We start from the raw sequence: 18,616 nt of genomic DNA on the forward strand, positions 1-18,616 counted from the left end.
ACGTTCAGGCGGCGATCCACACGAAACCGTCCTCGACCCGCGACGGATAGGCGCTCACCGATTTGTCGGGTGCTTCGAGGCATTCGCCGGTCCGCAGATCGAAATGCTGCTTGTACAACGGCGACGCGACGACGATGCGCTCGCCTAGGCTGCCGATCAACCCGCGCGACATCACCGCGGCCTGCGACACCGGATCGACGTTGTCGATCGCGAACACGCCGCCGGCTTCGGCGTGCGCGACGTGGAACACGGCGACCTGCTCGCCGTTGACGAGCGCGCATACGCCCGTGTTCGGCACGATGTCGTCGAGCGGGCATACGCGGGTCCAGGACAGCGGAAGACGATCGTTCATGATGGGCTCCTTGAATGAGGCGCTGGCGTCGGCCAGCTCAGACGGTGGCGGGTTCCGCGACGACCGGGATCGCGACCGGCTTGCCGCCGGGGCGCTCGTCGGGCGTCGCGGGGCGGATCTGGCCGCGCGTCTCGACGAACGCGATGGTCGTGTCGGGCGCATCGCTGTTCACGAAGTGGCGGAAGCGCTTGCGCGTCTCGGGATCGGTGACGGCCTTCTTCCATTCGCATTCGTAGGTGTCGACCACGTGCTGCATGTCGGCCTCGAGCTCGGCCGCGATCCCGAGCCGGTCGTGCACGACCACATCGATCAGGTAGTCGAGCCCGCCTTCGAGGTTGTCGCGCCACACGCTGGTGCGCTGCAGCCGGTCGGCGGTGCGCACGTAGAACATCAGGAAGCGGTCGATGTAGCGGATCAGCGTGGCGCGATCGAGGTCGGAGGCGAGCAGCTCGGCATGGCGCGGCTTCATCCCACCGTTGCCGCATACGTACAGGTTCCAGCCCTTCTCGGTCGCGATGATGCCGACGTCCTTGCCCTGCGCTTCCGCGCATTCGCGCGTGCAGCCCGATACGCCGAACTTGATCTTGTGCGGCGCGCGCAGGCCCTTGTAGCGGTTTTCGATGTCGATCGCGAGGCCGACCGAATCGTCGACGCCGTAGCGGCACCACGTCGAGCCGACGCACGACTTCACCGTGCGCACCGCCTTGCCGTAGGCGTGGCCCGATTCGAAGCCGGCCGCGATCAGCTCCTCCCAGATCGACGGCAGCTGTTCGACGCGCGCGCCGAACAGGTCGACGCGCTGGCCGCCGGTGATCTTGGTGTACAGGCCGTACTTCTTCGCGACCTGGCCGACGGCGATCAGCCCTTCCGGCGTCACCTCGCCGCCCGCCATGCGCGGCACGACCGAGTACGTGCCGTCGCGCTGGATGTTCGCGAGGTAGTAGTCGTTCGAGTCTTGCAGCCCGGCATGCTCCTTCTTCAGCACGAACTCGTTGAAGCACGATGCGAGGATGCCGGCGACGGCCGGCTTGCACACGTCGCAGCCGAGGCCGCGACCGTGCTTGTGCAGCAGTTCGTCGAACGTCGTGATGCGCTCGACGCGGATCAGATGGAACAGCTCCTGGCGCGAATGCGCGAAGTGCTCGCACAGATGGTTGTTGACCGCGAGGCCCTGCTTCTTCATCTCGGCCTTCATGATCTGCGTGACGAGCGGCACGCAGCCGCCGCACGACGTACCCGCGCCCGTGCACGACTTCAGCGCGCCGAGGCTCGTCGCGCCGTCGGCCACCGCCGCGCAGATCTGCGACTTCGACACGTTGTTGCACGAGCAGATCTGCGCGCCGTCCGGCAGCGCGTCGACGCCGAGCGCGGGCTTCGCCGCGCCGTCCGACGACGGCAGGATCAGGAACTCGGGCTGCGCCGGCAGCTCGATGCGGTTCAGCATCATCTGCAGCAGCGTGCCGTATTCCGTCGCATCGCCCACCATCACCGCGCCGTGCAGGAACTTGCCGCAGTCGGACACCACCAGCTTCTTGTAGACCTGGCGGCGCTCGTCCGCGTACTGGTAGGTGCGGCTGCCGGCCGTCGCGCCGTGCGCGTCGCCGATGCTCGCCACGTCGACGCCCATCAGCTTCAGCTTGGTGCTCATGTCGGCGCCAGCGAATGCGGCATCGGCCGCATCGGTCATCTTGCCGCCCAGCTGCTTCGCCACCACGCGCGCCATGTCGTAGCCGGGCGCGACGAGGCCGTACACCATGCCGTTCCACGCCGCGCACTCGCCGATCGCATAGATGTCGGCGTCGCTCGTGCGGCATACGTCGTCGATCGTGACGCCGCCGCGCGGGCCGATCTCGAGGCCGCATGCGCGCGCGAGTTCGTCGCGCGCGCGGATGCCGGCCGAGAACACGATCATGTCGGCATCGAGATGCGAGCCGTCGGCGAACGCCATCCGGTGCGCGTGCTGCTCGCCGTCGACGATCTCCAGCGTGTTCTTGCCCGTATGCACGGTCACGCCGAGCGACTCGATCTTCGCGCGCAGCATCCGGCCGCCGCCGTCGTCGACCTGCACCGCCATCAGCCGCGGCGCGAATTCGACGACGTGCGTGTCGAGCCCCATGTCGCGCAACGCCTTCGCGCATTCGAGGCCGAGCAGCCCGCCGCCGACCACCACGCCGCGCGTCGCGTGCGCGCCGCGCGCCTGCATCGCTTCGAGATCCTCGATGGTCCGGTACACGAAGCAGCCGTCACGCTCGTGGCCGGGCACCGGCGGCACGAACGGCCGCGAGCCGGTCGCGAGCACCAGCTTGTCGTACGCGAGCGTTGCGCCGGATGCGAGCGTGACCGTATGCGCGTCGCGGTCGATCGACGCGACGCGCGCGTTCAACCGCAGGTCGAACTGCCGATGCCGTTCGAAGAAGCCGGGCTCGACCAGCGACAGGTCGTCGGCCGACTTGCCCGCGAAGAATTCCGACAGGTGCACGCGGTCGTACGCCGGGCGCGGCTCCTCGCCGAGCACCGTGACCTGCAGCGTGCCGGCCGCGTCCGCTTGCGCGGCGAGGCATTCGAGCAGCTTGTGGCCGACCATCCCGTGGCCGATGACGATCAGTTTCATGATGACGTTTCCCTCGGTCGATCAGTTCGCGGCATTCGCGGTGGCCAGCGCGCGGTCGCGCAGCTCGGCCTCGCGTGCCTTGTGTTCTGCGCTGAAGCGCACGGCCATCGCGCACAGCGCCGTCGCGGTGACGACGAGCCCGAGCAGGCTCAGCGCGTGCTGCACGTCGCCGACGCCCTTCAGCAGGAACGCCGCGGCCACCGCGCCGACGTTGCCGCCCGCGCCGACGATCCCCGCGACGCCGCCGAGCGCGCGGCGGTCGATGAACGGCACGAGCGCATAGGTCGCGCCGCACGCCATGTGCGTGAAGAGGCCGAACGTCAGCATCGCGACGAGCGCCATGCCGATGCCTTGCGCATGCGAGAACCACAAGAGCCCGAGCCCTTCGCCGATGATCAGCGCGCACAGCAGCGTCGCGCGCACGTCGAGGCTGCGCCGCGCGGCGATCCGGTCCGACAGCCAGCCGCCGAGCGCGCGGGCGAACAGCGCGAGCAGCCCGAACAGGCCGACCGCGAAGCCGGCGTCCTTCAGCGACAGCTTGAAGTGGTCGACGTAGTACAGCGCGGCGATGTTGTGGATGAACACCTCGACGCCGAAACACGCGCCGTAGGTGACGAACAGCATCCACACGCGATAGTTGCCGCACGCGGCGAAGAAGCTCGCCCAGCCGCCCTTCTTGCCGCTGTCGACCGTCACGCCCTGCTTGCGCAGCGCGACGAAGTCGCCTTGCGGGCAGTCCTGCGTGAAGCGCCAGTACGCCCACGCCATCGCGAGCATCGCGATGCCCGGCACGACGAGCGCGATGCGCCACGACGCGTCGTCGCCGAAGCCGAGCAGCAGGCCGGCCGCGACGAGCAGCGGCATCATCGCCTGCGTCGCGCCTGCGCCCGCGTTGCCCCAGCCGGCCGTCGTCGCGTTCGCGGTGCCGACCACGTTCGGCGCGAACATCACCGACGTGTGGTACTGCGTGATCACGAAGCCGGCGCCGATCGCGCCGATGCCGAGCCGGCAGATCAGGAACGACAGGTAGTCGTGCACGAACGACACCGCGAACACGGGAATCGCGCCGAGCAGCAGCAGCCCGACGTACACGCGGCGCGGGCCGAAGCGGTCGCACAGCGGGCCGACCAGCAGCCGCACCGCGATGGTCGCGGCCACCGCGGCGATGTTGATGTTCGCGACCTGCGCCGCGGTGAGATGGAATTCGCGCGAGATCAGCGGCATCAACGGCGCACACGCGAACCACGCGAAGAAGCACACGAAAAACGCCATCCACGTCATGTGGAACGCACGCATCGGCGCGCTGCGGAAGCTGAAGAGATCGATACGGGTAGCTTTGTCGGTCATGTCATCCGCCAAACGAAAAACGGCGTCCTGCACATCCGATCTCGTCGAGACCCGATGTGTAGGACGCCGTTGCCCATGAAGCCCGTTGCCGGGCGCGTCAGTATTCGGTACTGCGGACGAATCGCCGTTGATTCGCCCGAGCCAGCTAACGCAAGCGGCGTGCCATGCCACCCGAAATCTCCGCGAGCGCCCTGTCGTACAAGGCTCGCCGGGCGCCGTCGGCCGTCTTGCGCGGAATCGGCCGCGATATGTCGGGAGGCATCGCGGCACAGATGTGGTGCGCTGCAGCACTATCGCCGTGCGACTTCGCGGTGCGTGCCGGTGCGTCGCGATGCACGTGGTGCGGGCATCGCATGCGGGGCGCCGCCGCATGCGAGTGCATGCGTTCGCGTGCCACGCTGGCGTCGTGCGCCGCACGTCGCCGCGGGCGCGGGCCGCGACGCGACGCTTGGCCCGTTTATTGCTGAATCCGTTATCGACACCGGCAACGGCGCCGGTGGGCGGTCTTTCCCCCATGCCGTCCCGGCCGATCCAGGCGGGGCCGGCAGAACCGACGTGGACAACGGCGTCCAGCCCGTGCTCGGCACGGCGGGACGCCGTGGTCGCCTCGACCGCCCGCCGCCGCGAGCAACAACGCGTTATCGCCGCCGCATGCGGCACAGGAACACGACATGACGACTGGAAAAGTCACGCTGCTGGGCGCCGGGCCCGGCGACCCCGATCTGCTCACCCTGAAGGCCGCGAAGGCGCTGGCCGCCGCCGACGTGCTGCTGCTCGACGATCTCGTCGCGCCGGGCATCGTCGAGCTTGCGCCGCAGGCGCGCGTGATCCGCGTCGGCAAGCGCGGCGGCTGCCGCTCCACGCCGCAGGCGTTCATCGAGAAACTGATGCGTCGCTACGCGCTGCGCGGCGCGCACGTCGTGCGCGTGAAAGGCGGCGACGCACTGCTGTTCGGCCGCGCCGGCGAGGAGCTCGCGACGCTGCGCGCCGCCGCGATCCCGGTCGAGATCGTCAACGGCATCTCGTCGGGGTTCGCGGCCGCCGCGAGCCTCGGCATCTCGCTCACGCACCGCGAACATTGCCAGGGCGTCACGTTCGTCACCGCGCACCGCCAGGATCACGGCGAGCCCGACTGGGCCGCGCTGGCGGCCACCGGCACCACGCTCGCGATCTATATGGGCATGAGCCGCGTCGACAGCATCGCGACGGGCCTGCTCGCCGCGCTGCCCGCCGCGACGCCGGCCGCCGCCGTGCAATGGGCCGGCACGCCGCACGAACGCCGCTGGACCGGCACGCTCGGCGGCCTCGCGCGCGGCATCGACGACGCGCGGCTCGGCAGCCCGGCCGTGATCCTCGTGGGCGGCGCGATCGGTGCAGCGTGCGCGCAGCGCACCGACACCGATCCCGACACCGCAGCCGCACCGATGTCGTGGGCCGCGTGATGGGCTGCGCCGCGCGGCATCGTCCGCATCACCATTGCGCTCACGGCAGGCGCGCTCGCGCCGGCTGCCGGTGCGGCTTGCCCGACGCGCTCGACGCGTCCGCTGCGGCGAGTTCCGCGCGCACGTCGGCTGATCCATTCAACCGTTGCACCGAAGCCCGTCCGTCCCCGTTCGCGTCATGAGTTCGTCCGTTCCGCCCGCCCGCCTGCGCGTGCTGCTCGTCACCGATACCGACAAGCCGATCGGCGAGCTCGGCGACGCGCTCGCACGCCTCGGCTACGAGATGCTCAACGACGTCGCGACGCCGGCGCGCCTGCCTGCCGCCGTCGAAGAGCAGCGCCCCGACGTCGTGATCATCGATACCGATTCGCCGTCGCGCGACACGCTCGAGCAACTGGCCGTGATGCATGCGACCGCGCCGCGCCCCGTGCTGATGTTCAGCCACGACGCCGACCAGGCGCTGATTCATGCGGCCGTCGGCGCCGGCGTCAGCGCCTATCTGGTCGAAGGGCTGTCGGCCGAGCGCCTCGCGCCGATTCTCGAAGTCGCGCTCGCGCGCTTCTCCCACGACGATGCGCTGCGTCGCCGGCTCGCCGACGTCGAGCGCGAGCTGGCCGAACGCAAGCTGATCGATCGCGCGAAACGCCTGCTGATGGACAGGCGCAGCCTGTCCGAACACGATGCTTACGCGCAGCTGCGCAAGCGCGCGATGGATCAGGGGCTGCGCATCGTCGACGTCGCGCGGCAACTGCTCGACGCGCCTTCACAATGACCACCATGAACCCTCCGATTCCCGCCGCGCCCGAACGCGCGCATCTTCGTCTCGGTTTCGTCGCGTTGAGCGATGCGGCCCCGCTGATCGTCGCGCAGCGCCTGAATTTCGGCGCGCGCCACGGGCTGACGCTCGAGCTGCACCGCCAGCCGTCGTGGGCCGCCGTGCGCGACAAGCTGCTGAGCGGCGAACTCGACGCCGCGCACGCGCTGTACGGGCTCGTCTGCGGGCTGCAGCTCGGCATCGGCGGCCCGCAGGCCGACATGGCCGCGCTGATGGTGCTGAACCGCAACGGCCAGGCGATCACGTTCGCGCGCGGCCTCGCCGACGCCTACCGCGCCAGCGGCGACGTCCGCGCCGCGTTCGCGACGCTCGGCCGCAAGCCGCTGCTCGCGCAGACCTTCCCGACCGGCACGCACGCGATGTGGCTGAACCACTGGCTCGCGTCGCACGGCGTCGATCCGCTGCGCGACGTGCGCAGCGTCGTGATCCCGCCGCCCGAGATGGTCGCCGCGCTCGCGGGCGGCGAACTCGACGGCTTCTGCGCCGGCGAGCCGTGGCACGCGGTGGCCGAGGCCTGCGGCGCGGGCCGCACCATCGCCGTCACCAGCGAGATCTGGCCCGATCATCCGGAGAAGGTGCTGGCGACGCGGCGCGATTTCGTCGCGCTGTATCCGGCGACCGCGCGCGCGCTGATCCGCACCGTCGTCGATGCGTGCGCGTGGCTCGACGACCCGGCGCACCGCCGCGACGCCGCCGACTGGCTCGCGTTGCCCGACGCGCTCGGCGTGCCGGCCCGCCTGATCGCGCCGCGCCTGCTCGGCGACTACGGCGCCGGCCCGTTCGCGCAGCCGCCGCTGCCGATCCGTTTCCACGATGGCGGCGGCGTGAACCGGCCGGATCCGCAGGAGGCGCGGTGGTTCCTGTCGCAATACCGGCGCTGGGGCATGCTCGAGGGCACGCAGGACGACGCGCAGATCGCCGCGGCGCTCGCGCAGACGGCGTTGTATGATGCTGCCGTCGCCGACGACGGTACGGCCGGCCGCTGACTCCCTCCGCGGAGATGCGGCGGCGGCCGGCCCGCCGCCCAGCGCGATGCGCGGGCGCCCAATGCCCGTACCGCTGTACCCGTATCGACACTCCGTCCCCGTTCCCGAATCGATGCCGAAACGAACGCGCACGTCGCTCGACGTGCTGCTCACCGAAATCCGCGCGTGCCGCACATGCGAAGCCGAGCTGCCGCTCGGGCCGCGCCCGGTGCTGCGCGCCCATCGCGACGCGCGCGTGCTGATCGTCGGCCAGGCTCCCGGCGCGCGCGTCCATGCGAGCGGCATCCCGTGGGACGACGCGAGCGGCAAGCGGCTGCGCGACTGGCTCGGCGTCGATGCCGACACGTTCTACGACGAGACGCGCTTCGCGATCGTGCCGATGGGGTTCTGCTATCCCGGCCGCGGCGCGAGCGGCGACAACCCGCCGCGGCCGGAATGCGCGGCGCTGTGGCTCGACCGGCTGCTGGCCGAATTGCCGTCGATCCGGCTGACGCTGCTGATCGGCCAGTATGCGCAGCGGCATTTTCTGCGCGACGCGCGCAAGGCGACGCTGACCGACACCGTGCAAGCGTGGCGCGACTACGGGCCCGGTGTGCTGCCGCTGCCGCATCCGTCGCCGCGCAGCCAGGGATGGCTCAAGCATCATCCGTGGTTCGACGCCGAGGTCGTGCCCGAGCTGCGCCGGCGCGTCGCGCCGCTGCTGGCGCGCGACGCATGAACCGGGCCGCCGGCTGCGGCGCCATCCTTTCCCGCTTGAACGCGGCACCCGACACATGCGCATGAACGACACGCCGGCCGACCTCGATTTCGCGTGCACCGGCTGCGGCGGCTGCTGCCGCGACCTGCGCATTCCGTTGACGATCGACGAAGCGATCGCGTGGCTGCGCCGCGGCGGCCACGTCGAACTGCTGTGCGACGCGATGCCGTGGCTCGAGGAGCCCGAGGCCGGCAACGCGTTCGCCGCGTACAAGCGGGCGCGCTCGACGCCCGCCTCGAGCGGCACGCTGCCGCTGCGTGTGACGGCCGTGCTCGTCGCATCGCATGCCGGGCCGTGCCCCAACCTGCGCGACGACCTCCGCTGCGGGATCTACGACGATCGGCCGCTCGTATGCCGCATCTACCCGGCCGAAATCAACCCGTTCGTGCCGCTCGCGCCGCCCGGCAAGCAATGCCCGTCGGACGCATGGCAGCAGGCGCCGCTGCTCCGCGGCGGCACGCTCGTCGACGCGGCGACGGCCGAGCACGTCGCACGTTCGCGAACGGCGAGCGAGACCGAGACGCCGCTGCGGGCGCGGCTGTGCGAGATGCTCGGCATCGATACGGCGGCCGTCGCGAACGAGGGCTTCGCGGTTCATGCGCCGCCCGCGGATGCGCTGCTCGCCGCGCTGACGGCCGTGCGCGCGGCGCCGGCCGCCGACGACGCGCAAGCGGCGGCGTGGACGCTGACGTCGAATCGCACCGCCACGATCGACGCGCTCGCGGCGGTGGGCGCGGCGAGCCGCAGCGCCGCCGCGCTTGCCGGCCCGTGCGTGCGCTATCTCGGCTTCCATCCGGACGCATAGCCGATCCGGTGCAGCGAGGCGCGAAGCGTCGAGCCGCCCCGCGGAGCCGTCGCCCGGCGCCCGCCGATTCCGGCGGCGCCCGGTTCGCTGTACCATCGCGGCTCAACCGCGTCTCGACCAGCCGAATTCTTCATGCCCTCCTCCGCCCCGCCGCGCCTGTACGGGATGCCCGAACGCAGCGACCGGCTCGATTTCTACATCCGCGACCAGGCGTCGCGCCAGGCGATCACCGAACCGCACCGGCACACCTACTTCCAGATCCAGTTCAATCTCGGCGGCGACACCGAGCAGCGGATCGGCGGCGTCACGCGGCCGTTTCCGCGCGGCGCGCTCGCGTTCGTGCTGCCGCATCGCGAACACCTGATTCCGCATCCGGAAGGCGCTCACTTCATCGTGATCAACTTCAGCCAGGCGTTCCTGCGCACCGATCTCGACGTCGATCCGCTCGATCTCGAGGACGTGCCCGCGCACCGCGTCCCCGAACTGACGCCGTTTCGCTTCCAGGAGCATCTCGACTTCATCCTGACCGGCGACGCGTTCGACGAAGCACGCCGCCTCGCGCTGTGCATGCTCGACGCCGACCGGGTCCGCACCTTCGGGTCGACCACGCTGCTGCGCGGCTATCTGCTGCAGCTGATCGGGCTCGTCTGCACGCAGTACGCCGGCGCGCTCGACAAGCTCGCGCAGCGCGGCGCCCAGCGCGCGGGCCGGCGCGACGCGCTCGCACGCGTGCTGCGCCATGTGCGCGCCAACCTCACGCGCGAAGATCTGACGCTTGCGGCCACCGCCGAGGCCGCGTTCCTGTCGCCGAACTACCTCGCGCATCTGGTGCGCAAGGAGACCGGCAGCACCTTCACCGATCTGGTGACCGAGCGCCGGATCGCGCTCGCGCAATCGCTGCTCGCGCATACGAGCCGGCGCATCGCGGACATCGCCCGTGCAGTCGGCTTCCGCGACGAAGGGTATTTCGCGCGGCGCTTTCGCGCGCGCGTCGGCGTGTCGCCGAAGGCGTACCGCGACGCGAACGCCGCGCTGCCCGATGCAGTCGGCGCGGCCGATGCGGCCGATGCAACCGACGCGGCGCCGGCCGCGGACGCGTAGATTTGTCCGGTTAAAGCGCAGTTGCGTCGCATCGCGGCGCGCGGCGCTCCGGTATCGTTGCAGGCATGCCGGGCCGCCGCCGTCGGGTGGCGGCCGGTATCCGTCTTCCATTCGAACGAGGCCATCCGATGTCCGCATACGTCATCGACGCTCCCGAGCGTCCTTCCGTCGAAGTCGATCAATCGTCCGCGCGCTTTCCGGTACGCCGCGTGTTCTGCGTGGGCCGCAACTACGCCGACCACGCGCGGGAAATGGGCGCCGATCCCGACCGCGAACCGCCGTTCTTCTTCACGAAGCCGGCCGATGCGGTCGTGCCGGCCGTCGGCACCGTCCCGTATCCGCCGCTGACGAACGACCTCCATCACGAGATCGAGCTGGTCGTCGCGATCGGCAAGGACGGCCGCTCGATCGAGCCGGCCGACGCGCTGTCGCACGTGTGGGGTTACGGCGTCGGCGTCGACCTCACGCGTCGCGACCTGCAGGCCGAAGCCAAGAAGCTGGGCCGCCCGTGGGACTGGGCGAAGGGCTTCGACGCGTCGGGGCCGATGAGCCCGCTGCGCGCCGCGAGCGCGACCGGCCACCCGGCGAGCGGGCGGATCTGGCTCGCGGTGAACGGCGACACGCGTCAGCAAGGCGATCTCGCCGACATGATCTGGGCCGTGCCCGACGTGATCGCCTACGTGTCGCGCTCGGTCGCGTTGAAGGCCGGCGACCTGATCTTCACCGGCACGCCGGCCGGCGTGGGCGCGCTGCAGCCGGGCGATCGCGTGACGGGCGGGGTGGACGGCGTCGCGACGTTCGAGTTCGTGGTCGGCGCGAAGCCGTAACGGCTGTAGTGGCAATGCGCGGGCGCCGGCGGGAACGGCTGCGCGTCGCGTCGTTTGGCTCCGGTCGGCACGGCGCGCACATTGCGCCCGATCGGCGCGCCGGCCGCGCGCGGCGGCGCACATGACTCACGCGCGGGCATCGAAGGCCCGGATGCACATTGCCGCCGCCAACGCGATGAGCGTCGACAGCGACATCATCGCGAGCGGCGCATACGCCGCATTGCCGGTGGTCAGGACGGCGCCGGTCAACGACGCGAGCGCGGCGCCGCCGGCGATGGTCGCGGCGCCGGCCAGCCCCGATGCGCTGCCCGCCAGATCCGGCCGTACCGCCATCGCGCCCGCGTGCGCCGCCGGATTCGACAGCCCGTTTCCGACGCCGATCAAGACGCACGGGCCGAACCATGCAAGCGGATGCGTCACGCCGCCGAGCAACAATGCAAGCGCGATCGCCGGCCCCATGCAGGCGACCGCGCGCCCGCACAGGATCGTCGTCGCAAGCGCATGCCGGTGTGCGCGTCGCGCAGCGACGAAGCTGCCGCATATGAAGCCGGCCGTGACCACACCCATGCACAAGCCGATTTGCACGGGCGGGATACCGAACACCACTTTGGCGGCGAGCGGCGCACCGGCCAGGAACGCATAGAACGCGCCGGTGGAAAACGCCATGCAAAGCGCATAGGCCCAGAACCGACGCGCGCGCAGCAGTGCCGGATACGCGCGCAGCTGTTGCGCGAGCGTCCGGACGTGGGGCGAATGCGTCTCGACGAGATCGGCCGCACACCAGCCGAGCAGCGCAATGCCGGCTGCGGCGAGCAGCCCGAAGCTCGCGCGCCAGCCGACGGTCTGATCGAGCACGCCGCCCAGCGTCGGCCCGATCATCGGCGCGAACGCCGCCGCCATCGCCGCATAGCCGATCCGCCCGGCCGCATGCTCGCCCCCGCCGGTGTCGCGAATCGTCGCCATCGACACCGGGTAGACGGACGTAATCGCGGCCTGCAGCAGACGGCAAGCGAGAAACACGCGAATGTCGGTTGCGAGCGCACAACCGAGCGAGCCGAACGTGAACGCCCCTACGCTCAGCAGCACGATGGGCCGGCGCCCGAACCGGTCGGACAGCGGCCCCATGACGAACTCCAGCGCTGCGGCGACGGCCGCGTAGCCGGCGACGGAAAGGGCGACCAGCGCGTAGTCGGCGCGCAGTTCGCGCGCGATCGCGGGCAACGACGGCAGAAACAAGCTCAACGGCAGCACCGAGAGCACGCACAGCGCGATCAACGTCGCATATCGCGGCGCCGCGGCGGCCGAAGCGTTCGACAGGTCTGGTTGCAAGTGGATGCCCTCCCGCACATGCGCCGTGCGGCCGTGCGCGATGCAAAAAAAGCCCCCGAGCAAGTCGGGGGCGCATGGGTGCCGGCGCGATGCCGCTACCGGACCCTGCGCCTGTGTACTACTACGAAAAAGATTGCCGCGTTCATTCCGTATGGCTCCGAATGCCCGAATCGCGGGCAGCGATGTCGAACGATGTTAGTTGCTCGACCGCTTGGCGGTCAACGCACTACCGCGCCCGCACCGACACGAATCTGCGCGCGTTGTCGCGCTGGATCAGCACCGCGATCACGTTGCCGCCGTGCGCTTCCAGCGCCGGCACGTCTTCCGGCGTTTCGAGCAACGTATCGTTGAGTTCGAGCACCACGTCGCCGGGCCGGATGCCGGCGCGCGCAGCCGGCCCGTGCACCGCATCCACCATCATTCCGACGGCGAGCCCGGTCGATCGGCGTTCCGCGTCGCTCAGCGGATGCATCGTCAGTCCGAGCCGATCGCCGCCGTCGGCCGGCCGCGCGGCGGCCACCGTCAGCGCCGTCGCACCGGCGGCGCCGACCGGCCCCGTAGCACCTGGCACGCCTGCCGACGCCGCGTCGTCGATCGCGTCGTCGGCGCCCGTGGCCGCGCCCGTGACCACCAGCGTCTTCGGCACGCGATTGCGGATCGCCCGCAGCGTCGCCTTCCCGCCCGCCGGCAACGCCGCGGCCAGATCGTTCAACTCCGCCGCGCGGCCGATCGGCCGGTCGCCGAACTTCACGATCACGTCGCCCGGCTTCACGCCGGCCAACGCGGCCGGTGAGCCGGGATCGACGGTGTTCACGAGCGCGCCCGCCGCGCGCGGCAACCCGAACGCGGCCGCGAGTCCGACGCCGACATCCTGCACGTCCACACCCAGTGCATTAGCCGATCCATTAGCCGACCCATTGCCCGCCCCATCCCCCGACGCCGCGCGCTGCGCCTGCGCATTGCTGCGCATCTGCGCCTGTACTTGCGCGCGCACCTTCACGGCGAGCGCGATCGGAATCGCGAACGTCGTGCTCGCGTAGCGATCGGCGTCCGTGTAGACCTGCATCGCGATCCCGATCACGTCGCCCGCGCGGTTGAACACCGGGCCGCCGGAGTTGTCGTGGTTCACCGCGATGTCGGTCTGGAAGAACGGAAACGCGCCGCCGTCCGGCAACAGATGCGACGTCGCGCTGACGATGCCGGCCGTGACCGTATTGCCCGCGCCGTCCGGCGCGCCGATCGTCATCACCGGTTCGCCGGCGCGCACCCGCGACGAGTCGCCGAGACGCACGACCGGCAGCTTCGTCGCGTCGACGTGCAGCACCGCGACGTCGCTCTGCGGATCGACGGCCAGCACCGTGCCCTTGAGCATCCGGCGATCGGCCAGCCGCACCGTCACGTCGGTCGCATCGGCCACCACGTGCGCGGACGTCAGGATCAGCCCGTCGGCGCTCACGATGAAACCCGACCCGCTGCCGGCGATCGCGCGCGGCAACGCATCGGAAGGCTGCGCCGGCGTCTGCGCGCGTGGCGCGGCCGGCGGCGGCGCTGCGCGGCGAAAGAATGCGGCGAGCGGATCGTCGGGATCGAGTTCCATGAACGACGGGCCGCCGGATTGCGGCTCCGCCGCGGCCGTCGAGACGGTCACGACGGCCGGCCCGTAGCGATCGACGATCGCGGGGAAATCGACCGGCATCGAATACGGCGGCGCGGCCGTCCTGACCTTCATGCCGGGCGGCGTGCGCGGCGGCGCGACGGTCCCGGCAACGAGCGGCGACGGCGCGCACGACCACGCGAATACGGCGCCGATCAACGCGCCGTGAAGCACGGCGCGAGCAAGCGTCTGGCGAACCACGGTGCACCTCCCCCGGGCGATCGCGGCGCGGAGCCGCGCGGCACGCGCGTACGCCCGACAAGCACCGGTACACGTCTCCATTTATAGTCCACGCCGCGTCGCGGACCTACGCATCGAAACCCGGATGCCTACCACGCGCGCCGCGCCGCAACCGCGACAGCGTTCGTTCCGGACAAAGTCGCCGGTTCGTCAATCGGCATATTCACCGCACGGTGCACGGCGTGCAGGCAGCCGCGAGTCGATGCCAATTCGGCCAACGCGCCGCGGCACGCCGGCTACCACGCCAACGCGAGAAAGTTGCGCACCACCGGCGACTGCGCGTCGCGCCGCGATGCGATCGCGAGCCGCGCGCGCAGGCCGTCGCCGGCCACCGGCCGATAGACGACGCCCGCGACCTGCACCTGCGTGATCGCCATCGGCACGATCGACACGCCGAGCCCGGCCGCGACGAGCGTCACCGCCGACGCGATCTGCGGTGCCGGCTGCGCCATGCGCGGCTGGAAGCCGGCGGCATTGCAGGCGGCGACGATGTCGTCGAACAGCGCGCTGCCCGCTTCGCGCGGCACCTGCACGAACGCCTCGTCGGTGAGTTCGGCAAGCTCGATCCGACGGCGCCGCGCGAGCCGATGCGCGACCGGCAGCGCGACGAACATCGGCTCCTCGTCCCAGTCCGCGGCGTGCAGCGTATCGGCGATGCGGCGCTCCGGACGCACGATCCCGACGTCGAGCCGGCCAGCTTCGAGCGCGTCGAACAGCACGCCGGAGGTCGCCTCCAGCAGCGTCAGCTCGGTATCCGGAAACGCCTCGCGAAAGCGGCGGATCAGGTCGGCGACTTTCGAATTGAACGCCGCCGTCCCGGTGAAGCCGACGCGCAGCTGCCCGATTTCGCCGCGTGCCGCCCGCTTCGCCGCACGGGCAGCACGCTCGGCGTCGTCGAGCACGCGCCGCGCCTCTTCCGCGAACACCTCGCCGGCAACGGTGAGTTCGGCGCCGCGCGCGGTTCGCTTGAACAGCTCGACGCCGAGTTCGTCCTCGAGCGCCCTGATCTGCTGGCTCAGCGGCGGCTGGCCGATGCCCAGCGCCTGCGCGGCCTTCGTGAAGTTCGACGCGGCGGCGACGGCCAGAAAGTAGCGGAGATGCCTGAGTTCCATGCGCAATGCGATCGACGGTGGACGGGAAGATGCAGCCGCAACGAGCGGCCGCAGCCAGATGCAAAACATATCGCTACGGTTTCTTTCATATATTGGACATATGTTTGACCATGCGCAAGAATGGCCGCCTCCCCCAGCCCATTCAGTGCATCTCATGCCTTCTTCTACGAACCCGCCTGCGGCGGCGCGCGGCGCGACCATCGCGCCCGATGTGCTGCCGGCCGGCGTGTCGCCGCGCTCGGCCGCCTACCTGCGCATCGCGCTGGCGCTCTTTCTGGCCGGCTTTGCGACGTTCTCGCTGCTCTACTGCGTGCAGCCGCTGCTGCCCGCGTTCGCGCGCGAATTCCATGTCGGCGCGGCGTCGAGTTCGCTGTCGCTGTCGCTGTCGACCGGCATGCTGGCCGTGTCGATCCTGTGCGCCGGCGCGCTGTCGGAACGCGTCGGCCGGCGCGGGCCGATGTTCGCGTCGATGACGCTCGCCGCGCTGTTCAACCTGCTGGCCGCCGTTGCGCCGAGCTGGCACCTGCTGCTGGTGTGGCGCGCGCTCGAAGGCTTTGCGCTCGGCGGCGTGCCGGCCGTCGCGATGGCGTATCTCGCCGAGGAGATCGCGCCCGAAGGGCTCGGCCTGTCGATGGGGCTGTATGTCGGTGGCACCGCGTTCGGCGGCATGATCGGCCGGATCGGAATGAGCGCGCTCGAAGAGTACTTCTCGTGGCGCACCGCGATGCTGACGATCGGCGTCGTCGATCTCGCCGCCGCCATCGCGTTCGTCGTGCTGCTGCCGCCGTCGCGCCGCTTCGTGAAACGCACCGACCTGAAGCTGCGGCATCACCTGCAGCTATGGAGCGCGCAACTGCGTCATCCACGCCTGCCGTTCGTGTTCGCGATCGGCTTCCTGGTGATGGGCGCGTTCGTGACCGTGTACAACTACGTCGGCTTCCGGCTGATCGCGCCGCCGTTCGACCTGAGCGCAACCGCGTGCGGGCTGATCTTCACGGCGTATCTGTTCGGGATGGTGTCGTCGTCGAGCGCGGGTGCGCTCGCCGATCGCGTCGGGCGTGCACCGGTTCTCGTCAGCGGCATTCTCGTCTTCGCAGCGGGCCTCGCGCTGACGCTGTCGCCGTCGCTCGTGGCGATCATCGTCGGGATCGTGCTCATCACGATCGGCTTCTTCGTCGCGCATGCGGTCGCGAGCGGCTGGGTCGGGCATCTCGCCGGGGCGTCGAAGGGGCATGCGGCCTCGCTGTACCTGCTCGCCTATTACGTCGGGTCGAGCGTGCTCGGCTCGGTCGGCGGCACGTTCTGGCAACACGGCGCGTGGGGCGCGGTCGTCGCTTATGTGGCGGTTCTGCTGCTGTTGGGCCTGGCCGCCGCGCACCGGATCGTGCGTGCGGAACCGGCGCGCTGAGTGTCGGGCGCTGTCGAAGCGCACGGGTCCGCTGCAGCGTGCGCACGACATGCCGGCGCTGCGCGGCGCATCGCACATCTTGTAGGACGGCAACGGCCGATAGCATCGGCACCGTACGCTCACCGAGCGCCGGCTCCCCGCTAATCCTCCGCATACGCAACCGGCTCGCTGCGCGGCGCTTGCGCGATACGCTGCGCGATCGTCGACAACGTCCGCAGCATCGGTGCGAACGCATCGGCCGACGTATTGCCGAAGCCGAGTACGAGCCCGTTGTCGGCCGGCGCCGTAGCGATCGAAAAACCCGACAGCGGAAACGGCCCGATCCCGTGCTCGCGCGCCGCCGCGACGATCGCGCGGTCGGGATAGCGCGCCGGCAGCCGCAGCGTCAGATGCAATCCGCACGGGCCGCCCTCGACCTCGTGCGGCACGCTGAACGCGTCGCCGAGCGCGGCGAGCAGCAGCCGGCGCCGATCGCGATACAGCCGGCGCATCCGTCCGAGATGCCGGCCGTATTCGCCGGTCTCGATGAAGTCGGCCAGCGCGAGCTGCACGTGGCGCGTGCCGCCGCGCAGCATTTCGGGCAGCACGGCGCGCACGGCTGCGAGCAACGCGTCGGGCAGCACGAGGAAGCCGATCCGCAGCGCCGGGAACATCGTCTTGCTGAACGAGCCGAGATAGACGACCGGCGAATCGGCCGCGAGCCCGTGCAACGCGCCTATCGGCTCGCCGGTATGGCGAAACTCGCTGTCGTAATCGTCCTCGATGATCCACGCGCGATGCCGGCGTGCCGCCTCGAGCAGCGCGAGGCGGCGCGAGATCGACAGTACCGCGCCGGTCGGGAACTGGTTCGACGGCGTCGTGTAGACGAGCCGCGGCGTGCGTTCGGCCCAGTCGGCATCGTCCGCGCGCAACCCCTCCGCGTCGACCGGCATCGGCACGACATCGAGATCCGCCGCCTGCATCGCGCTGCGCGCGCCGCGATAGCCGGGCTCCTCGACCCACACCGTATCGCCGGGGTTCGTCAGCAGTTGCGCGCACAACGCGATCGCGCCCTGCGCGCCCTCGGTGATCACGATCTGCTCGGGAGCGCAGCGCACGCCGCGCGTCACGGCCAGGTGTCGCGCGATCGATTCGCGCAGCGTGCGCTCGCCGAGCGGATCGCCGTACGCGAGCAGCTCGTGACCGGTGCGGCGCAGCGCGCGGTCGATCGCATGCCGCCATGCGTCCACCGGAAAGTGCGACAACGCGGGCACGCCCGGCCGGAAAAATTCGGACTCGCCGCTGCCGATCAGGCTCGGGCGGATCCGGCCGAGCCGCTGCGCGACGGCCGGCGGCGCCGCGGGCCGGCGCGGCGCGGCCGGCCGCGACAGGCCGACCACCCGCGTGCCGCGCCGATCCGACTGCAGGAAGCCCTCGGCGACGAGCTGCTCGTACACGGCCGCCGTCGTGTTGCGCGACACGCCGAGCGTATCGGCCAGCGCGCGCGTGCCGGGCAGCCGCGTGCCGGCCGGCATCGCGCCGCCGAGAATCGCATCGCGCACGCGGCGCAGCAGCTGGCGCTGCAACGACGGCGCGCCGGCCGTGCGGGCGAGCGGCGCGTCGAGCGGCAACGCGGGCGCGTCGTGGGAAGGAATGTCGGTCGTCATCGAATCTCGCGGCATCGGGGTATCGCGGTGCGCACCACGCGAGGCGGCACGCGTGGCACCATAAATTTGCATGAGTCTGGCGCTTTTCATGGTACCTCGGCGCGACTACGATCGTCTGCATGCCGGCAAGCCGCCGGCCGCCAACCGCCAACCGACGCGAGATC

General features: G+C 70.8%; 15 protein-coding genes. 8 read left to right on the forward strand and 7 right to left on the reverse strand.

Features of this window, described 5'->3' with window-relative positions:
• Positions 1-4 precede the first annotated feature (4 nt).
• The 3 genes from nirD to EX20_RS25165 are packed head-to-tail and all read right to left on the reverse strand — an operon-like array spanning position 5 to position 4,310.
• The gene (nirD, locus tag EX20_RS25155; protein ID WP_014724812.1) at positions 5-352 is read right to left on the reverse strand and encodes a nitrite reductase small subunit NirD; all 348 of its coding nucleotides are present in this window, start codon (positions 350-352) and stop codon (positions 5-7) included.
• Positions 353-389: 37 nt separating this feature from the next.
• Complete coding sequence (gene nirB / locus EX20_RS25160) at positions 390-2,963, reverse strand: nitrite reductase large subunit NirB (protein WP_034195106.1); 2,574 nt, start codon at positions 2,961-2,963, stop codon at positions 390-392.
• A gap of 21 nt (positions 2,964-2,984) precedes the next feature.
• A complete protein-coding gene (locus tag EX20_RS25165; protein WP_011882322.1) occupies positions 2,985-4,310 on the reverse strand; it encodes an MFS transporter in 1,326 nt (441 codons plus the stop codon).
• A gap of 671 nt (positions 4,311-4,981) precedes the next feature.
• Between EX20_RS25165 and cobA the strand changes: the two genes are divergently transcribed.
• From cobA to EX20_RS25200, 7 genes are all read left to right on the forward strand, one after another.
• Complete coding sequence (gene cobA / locus EX20_RS25170; protein WP_034195107.1) at positions 4,982-5,752, forward strand: uroporphyrinogen-III C-methyltransferase; 771 nt, start codon at positions 4,982-4,984, stop codon at positions 5,750-5,752.
• A 178-nt stretch (positions 5,753-5,930) separates the two neighbouring features.
• Positions 5,931-6,524, forward strand: a complete 594-nt coding sequence (locus EX20_RS25175; RefSeq protein ID WP_011882325.1) for an ANTAR domain-containing response regulator — start codon at positions 5,931-5,933, stop codon at positions 6,522-6,524.
• 5 nt (positions 6,525-6,529) lie between these two features.
• The gene (locus tag EX20_RS25180) at positions 6,530-7,573 is read left to right on the forward strand and encodes a CmpA/NrtA family ABC transporter substrate-binding protein (RefSeq protein ID WP_034195265.1); all 1,044 of its coding nucleotides are present in this window, start codon (positions 6,530-6,532) and stop codon (positions 7,571-7,573) included.
• Positions 7,574-7,685: 112 nt separating this feature from the next.
• Positions 7,686-8,291: a uracil-DNA glycosylase family protein gene (locus EX20_RS25185; protein ID WP_034195108.1), complete on the forward strand. Its 606-nt coding sequence runs from the start codon at positions 7,686-7,688 to the stop codon at positions 8,289-8,291.
• Positions 8,292-8,352: 61 nt separating this feature from the next.
• The gene (locus EX20_RS25190) at positions 8,353-9,135 is read left to right on the forward strand and encodes a YkgJ family cysteine cluster protein (RefSeq protein WP_034195266.1); all 783 of its coding nucleotides are present in this window, start codon (positions 8,353-8,355) and stop codon (positions 9,133-9,135) included.
• A 132-nt stretch (positions 9,136-9,267) separates the two neighbouring features.
• Positions 9,268-10,236, forward strand: coding sequence for a helix-turn-helix transcriptional regulator (locus EX20_RS25195; protein WP_014724805.1), 969 nt, complete (start codon positions 9,268-9,270; stop codon positions 10,234-10,236).
• Between the two features lie 128 nt (positions 10,237-10,364).
• Positions 10,365-11,063 (forward strand): fumarylacetoacetate hydrolase family protein, encoded by a 699-nt coding sequence (locus EX20_RS25200; RefSeq protein WP_034195109.1) that lies wholly within the window; start codon positions 10,365-10,367, stop codon positions 11,061-11,063.
• 126 nt (positions 11,064-11,189) lie between these two features.
• Here the strand turns inward: EX20_RS25200 and EX20_RS25205 are convergent, their stop codons facing one another.
• The 3 genes from EX20_RS25205 to EX20_RS25215 all read right to left on the reverse strand — a co-directional run bounded on the left by EX20_RS25205 (position 11,190) and on the right by EX20_RS25215 (position 15,398).
• Positions 11,190-12,392 (reverse strand): MFS transporter, encoded by a 1,203-nt coding sequence (locus EX20_RS25205; protein ID WP_034195267.1) that lies wholly within the window; start codon positions 12,390-12,392, stop codon positions 11,190-11,192.
• Positions 12,393-12,618: 226 nt separating this feature from the next.
• Entirely contained in the window at positions 12,619-14,247 is a 1,629-nt protein-coding gene (locus EX20_RS25210) for a trypsin-like peptidase domain-containing protein (protein ID WP_034195110.1), read from the reverse strand.
• Between the two features lie 275 nt (positions 14,248-14,522).
• Complete coding sequence (locus EX20_RS25215; protein WP_034195111.1) at positions 14,523-15,398, reverse strand: LysR family transcriptional regulator; 876 nt, start codon at positions 15,396-15,398, stop codon at positions 14,523-14,525.
• Positions 15,399-15,552: 154 nt separating this feature from the next.
• Here EX20_RS25215 and EX20_RS25220 point away from each other — a divergent pair, with 154 nt between their 5' ends.
• Entirely contained in the window at positions 15,553-16,806 is a 1,254-nt protein-coding gene (locus tag EX20_RS25220) for an MFS transporter (protein ID WP_034195112.1), read from the forward strand.
• A 140-nt stretch (positions 16,807-16,946) separates the two neighbouring features.
• Here EX20_RS25220 and EX20_RS25225 read toward each other — a convergent pair whose 3' ends face one another.
• Entirely contained in the window at positions 16,947-18,452 is a 1,506-nt protein-coding gene (locus EX20_RS25225) for a MocR-like pyridoxine biosynthesis transcription factor PdxR (protein WP_034195113.1), read from the reverse strand.
• Positions 18,453-18,616: the final 164 nt, after the last annotated feature.

The sequence above is a fragment of the Burkholderia sp. WP42 genome (assembly GCF_000745665.1).
In the GTDB taxonomy this organism is placed as follows: domain Bacteria; phylum Pseudomonadota; class Gammaproteobacteria; order Burkholderiales; family Burkholderiaceae; genus Burkholderia; species Burkholderia vietnamiensis.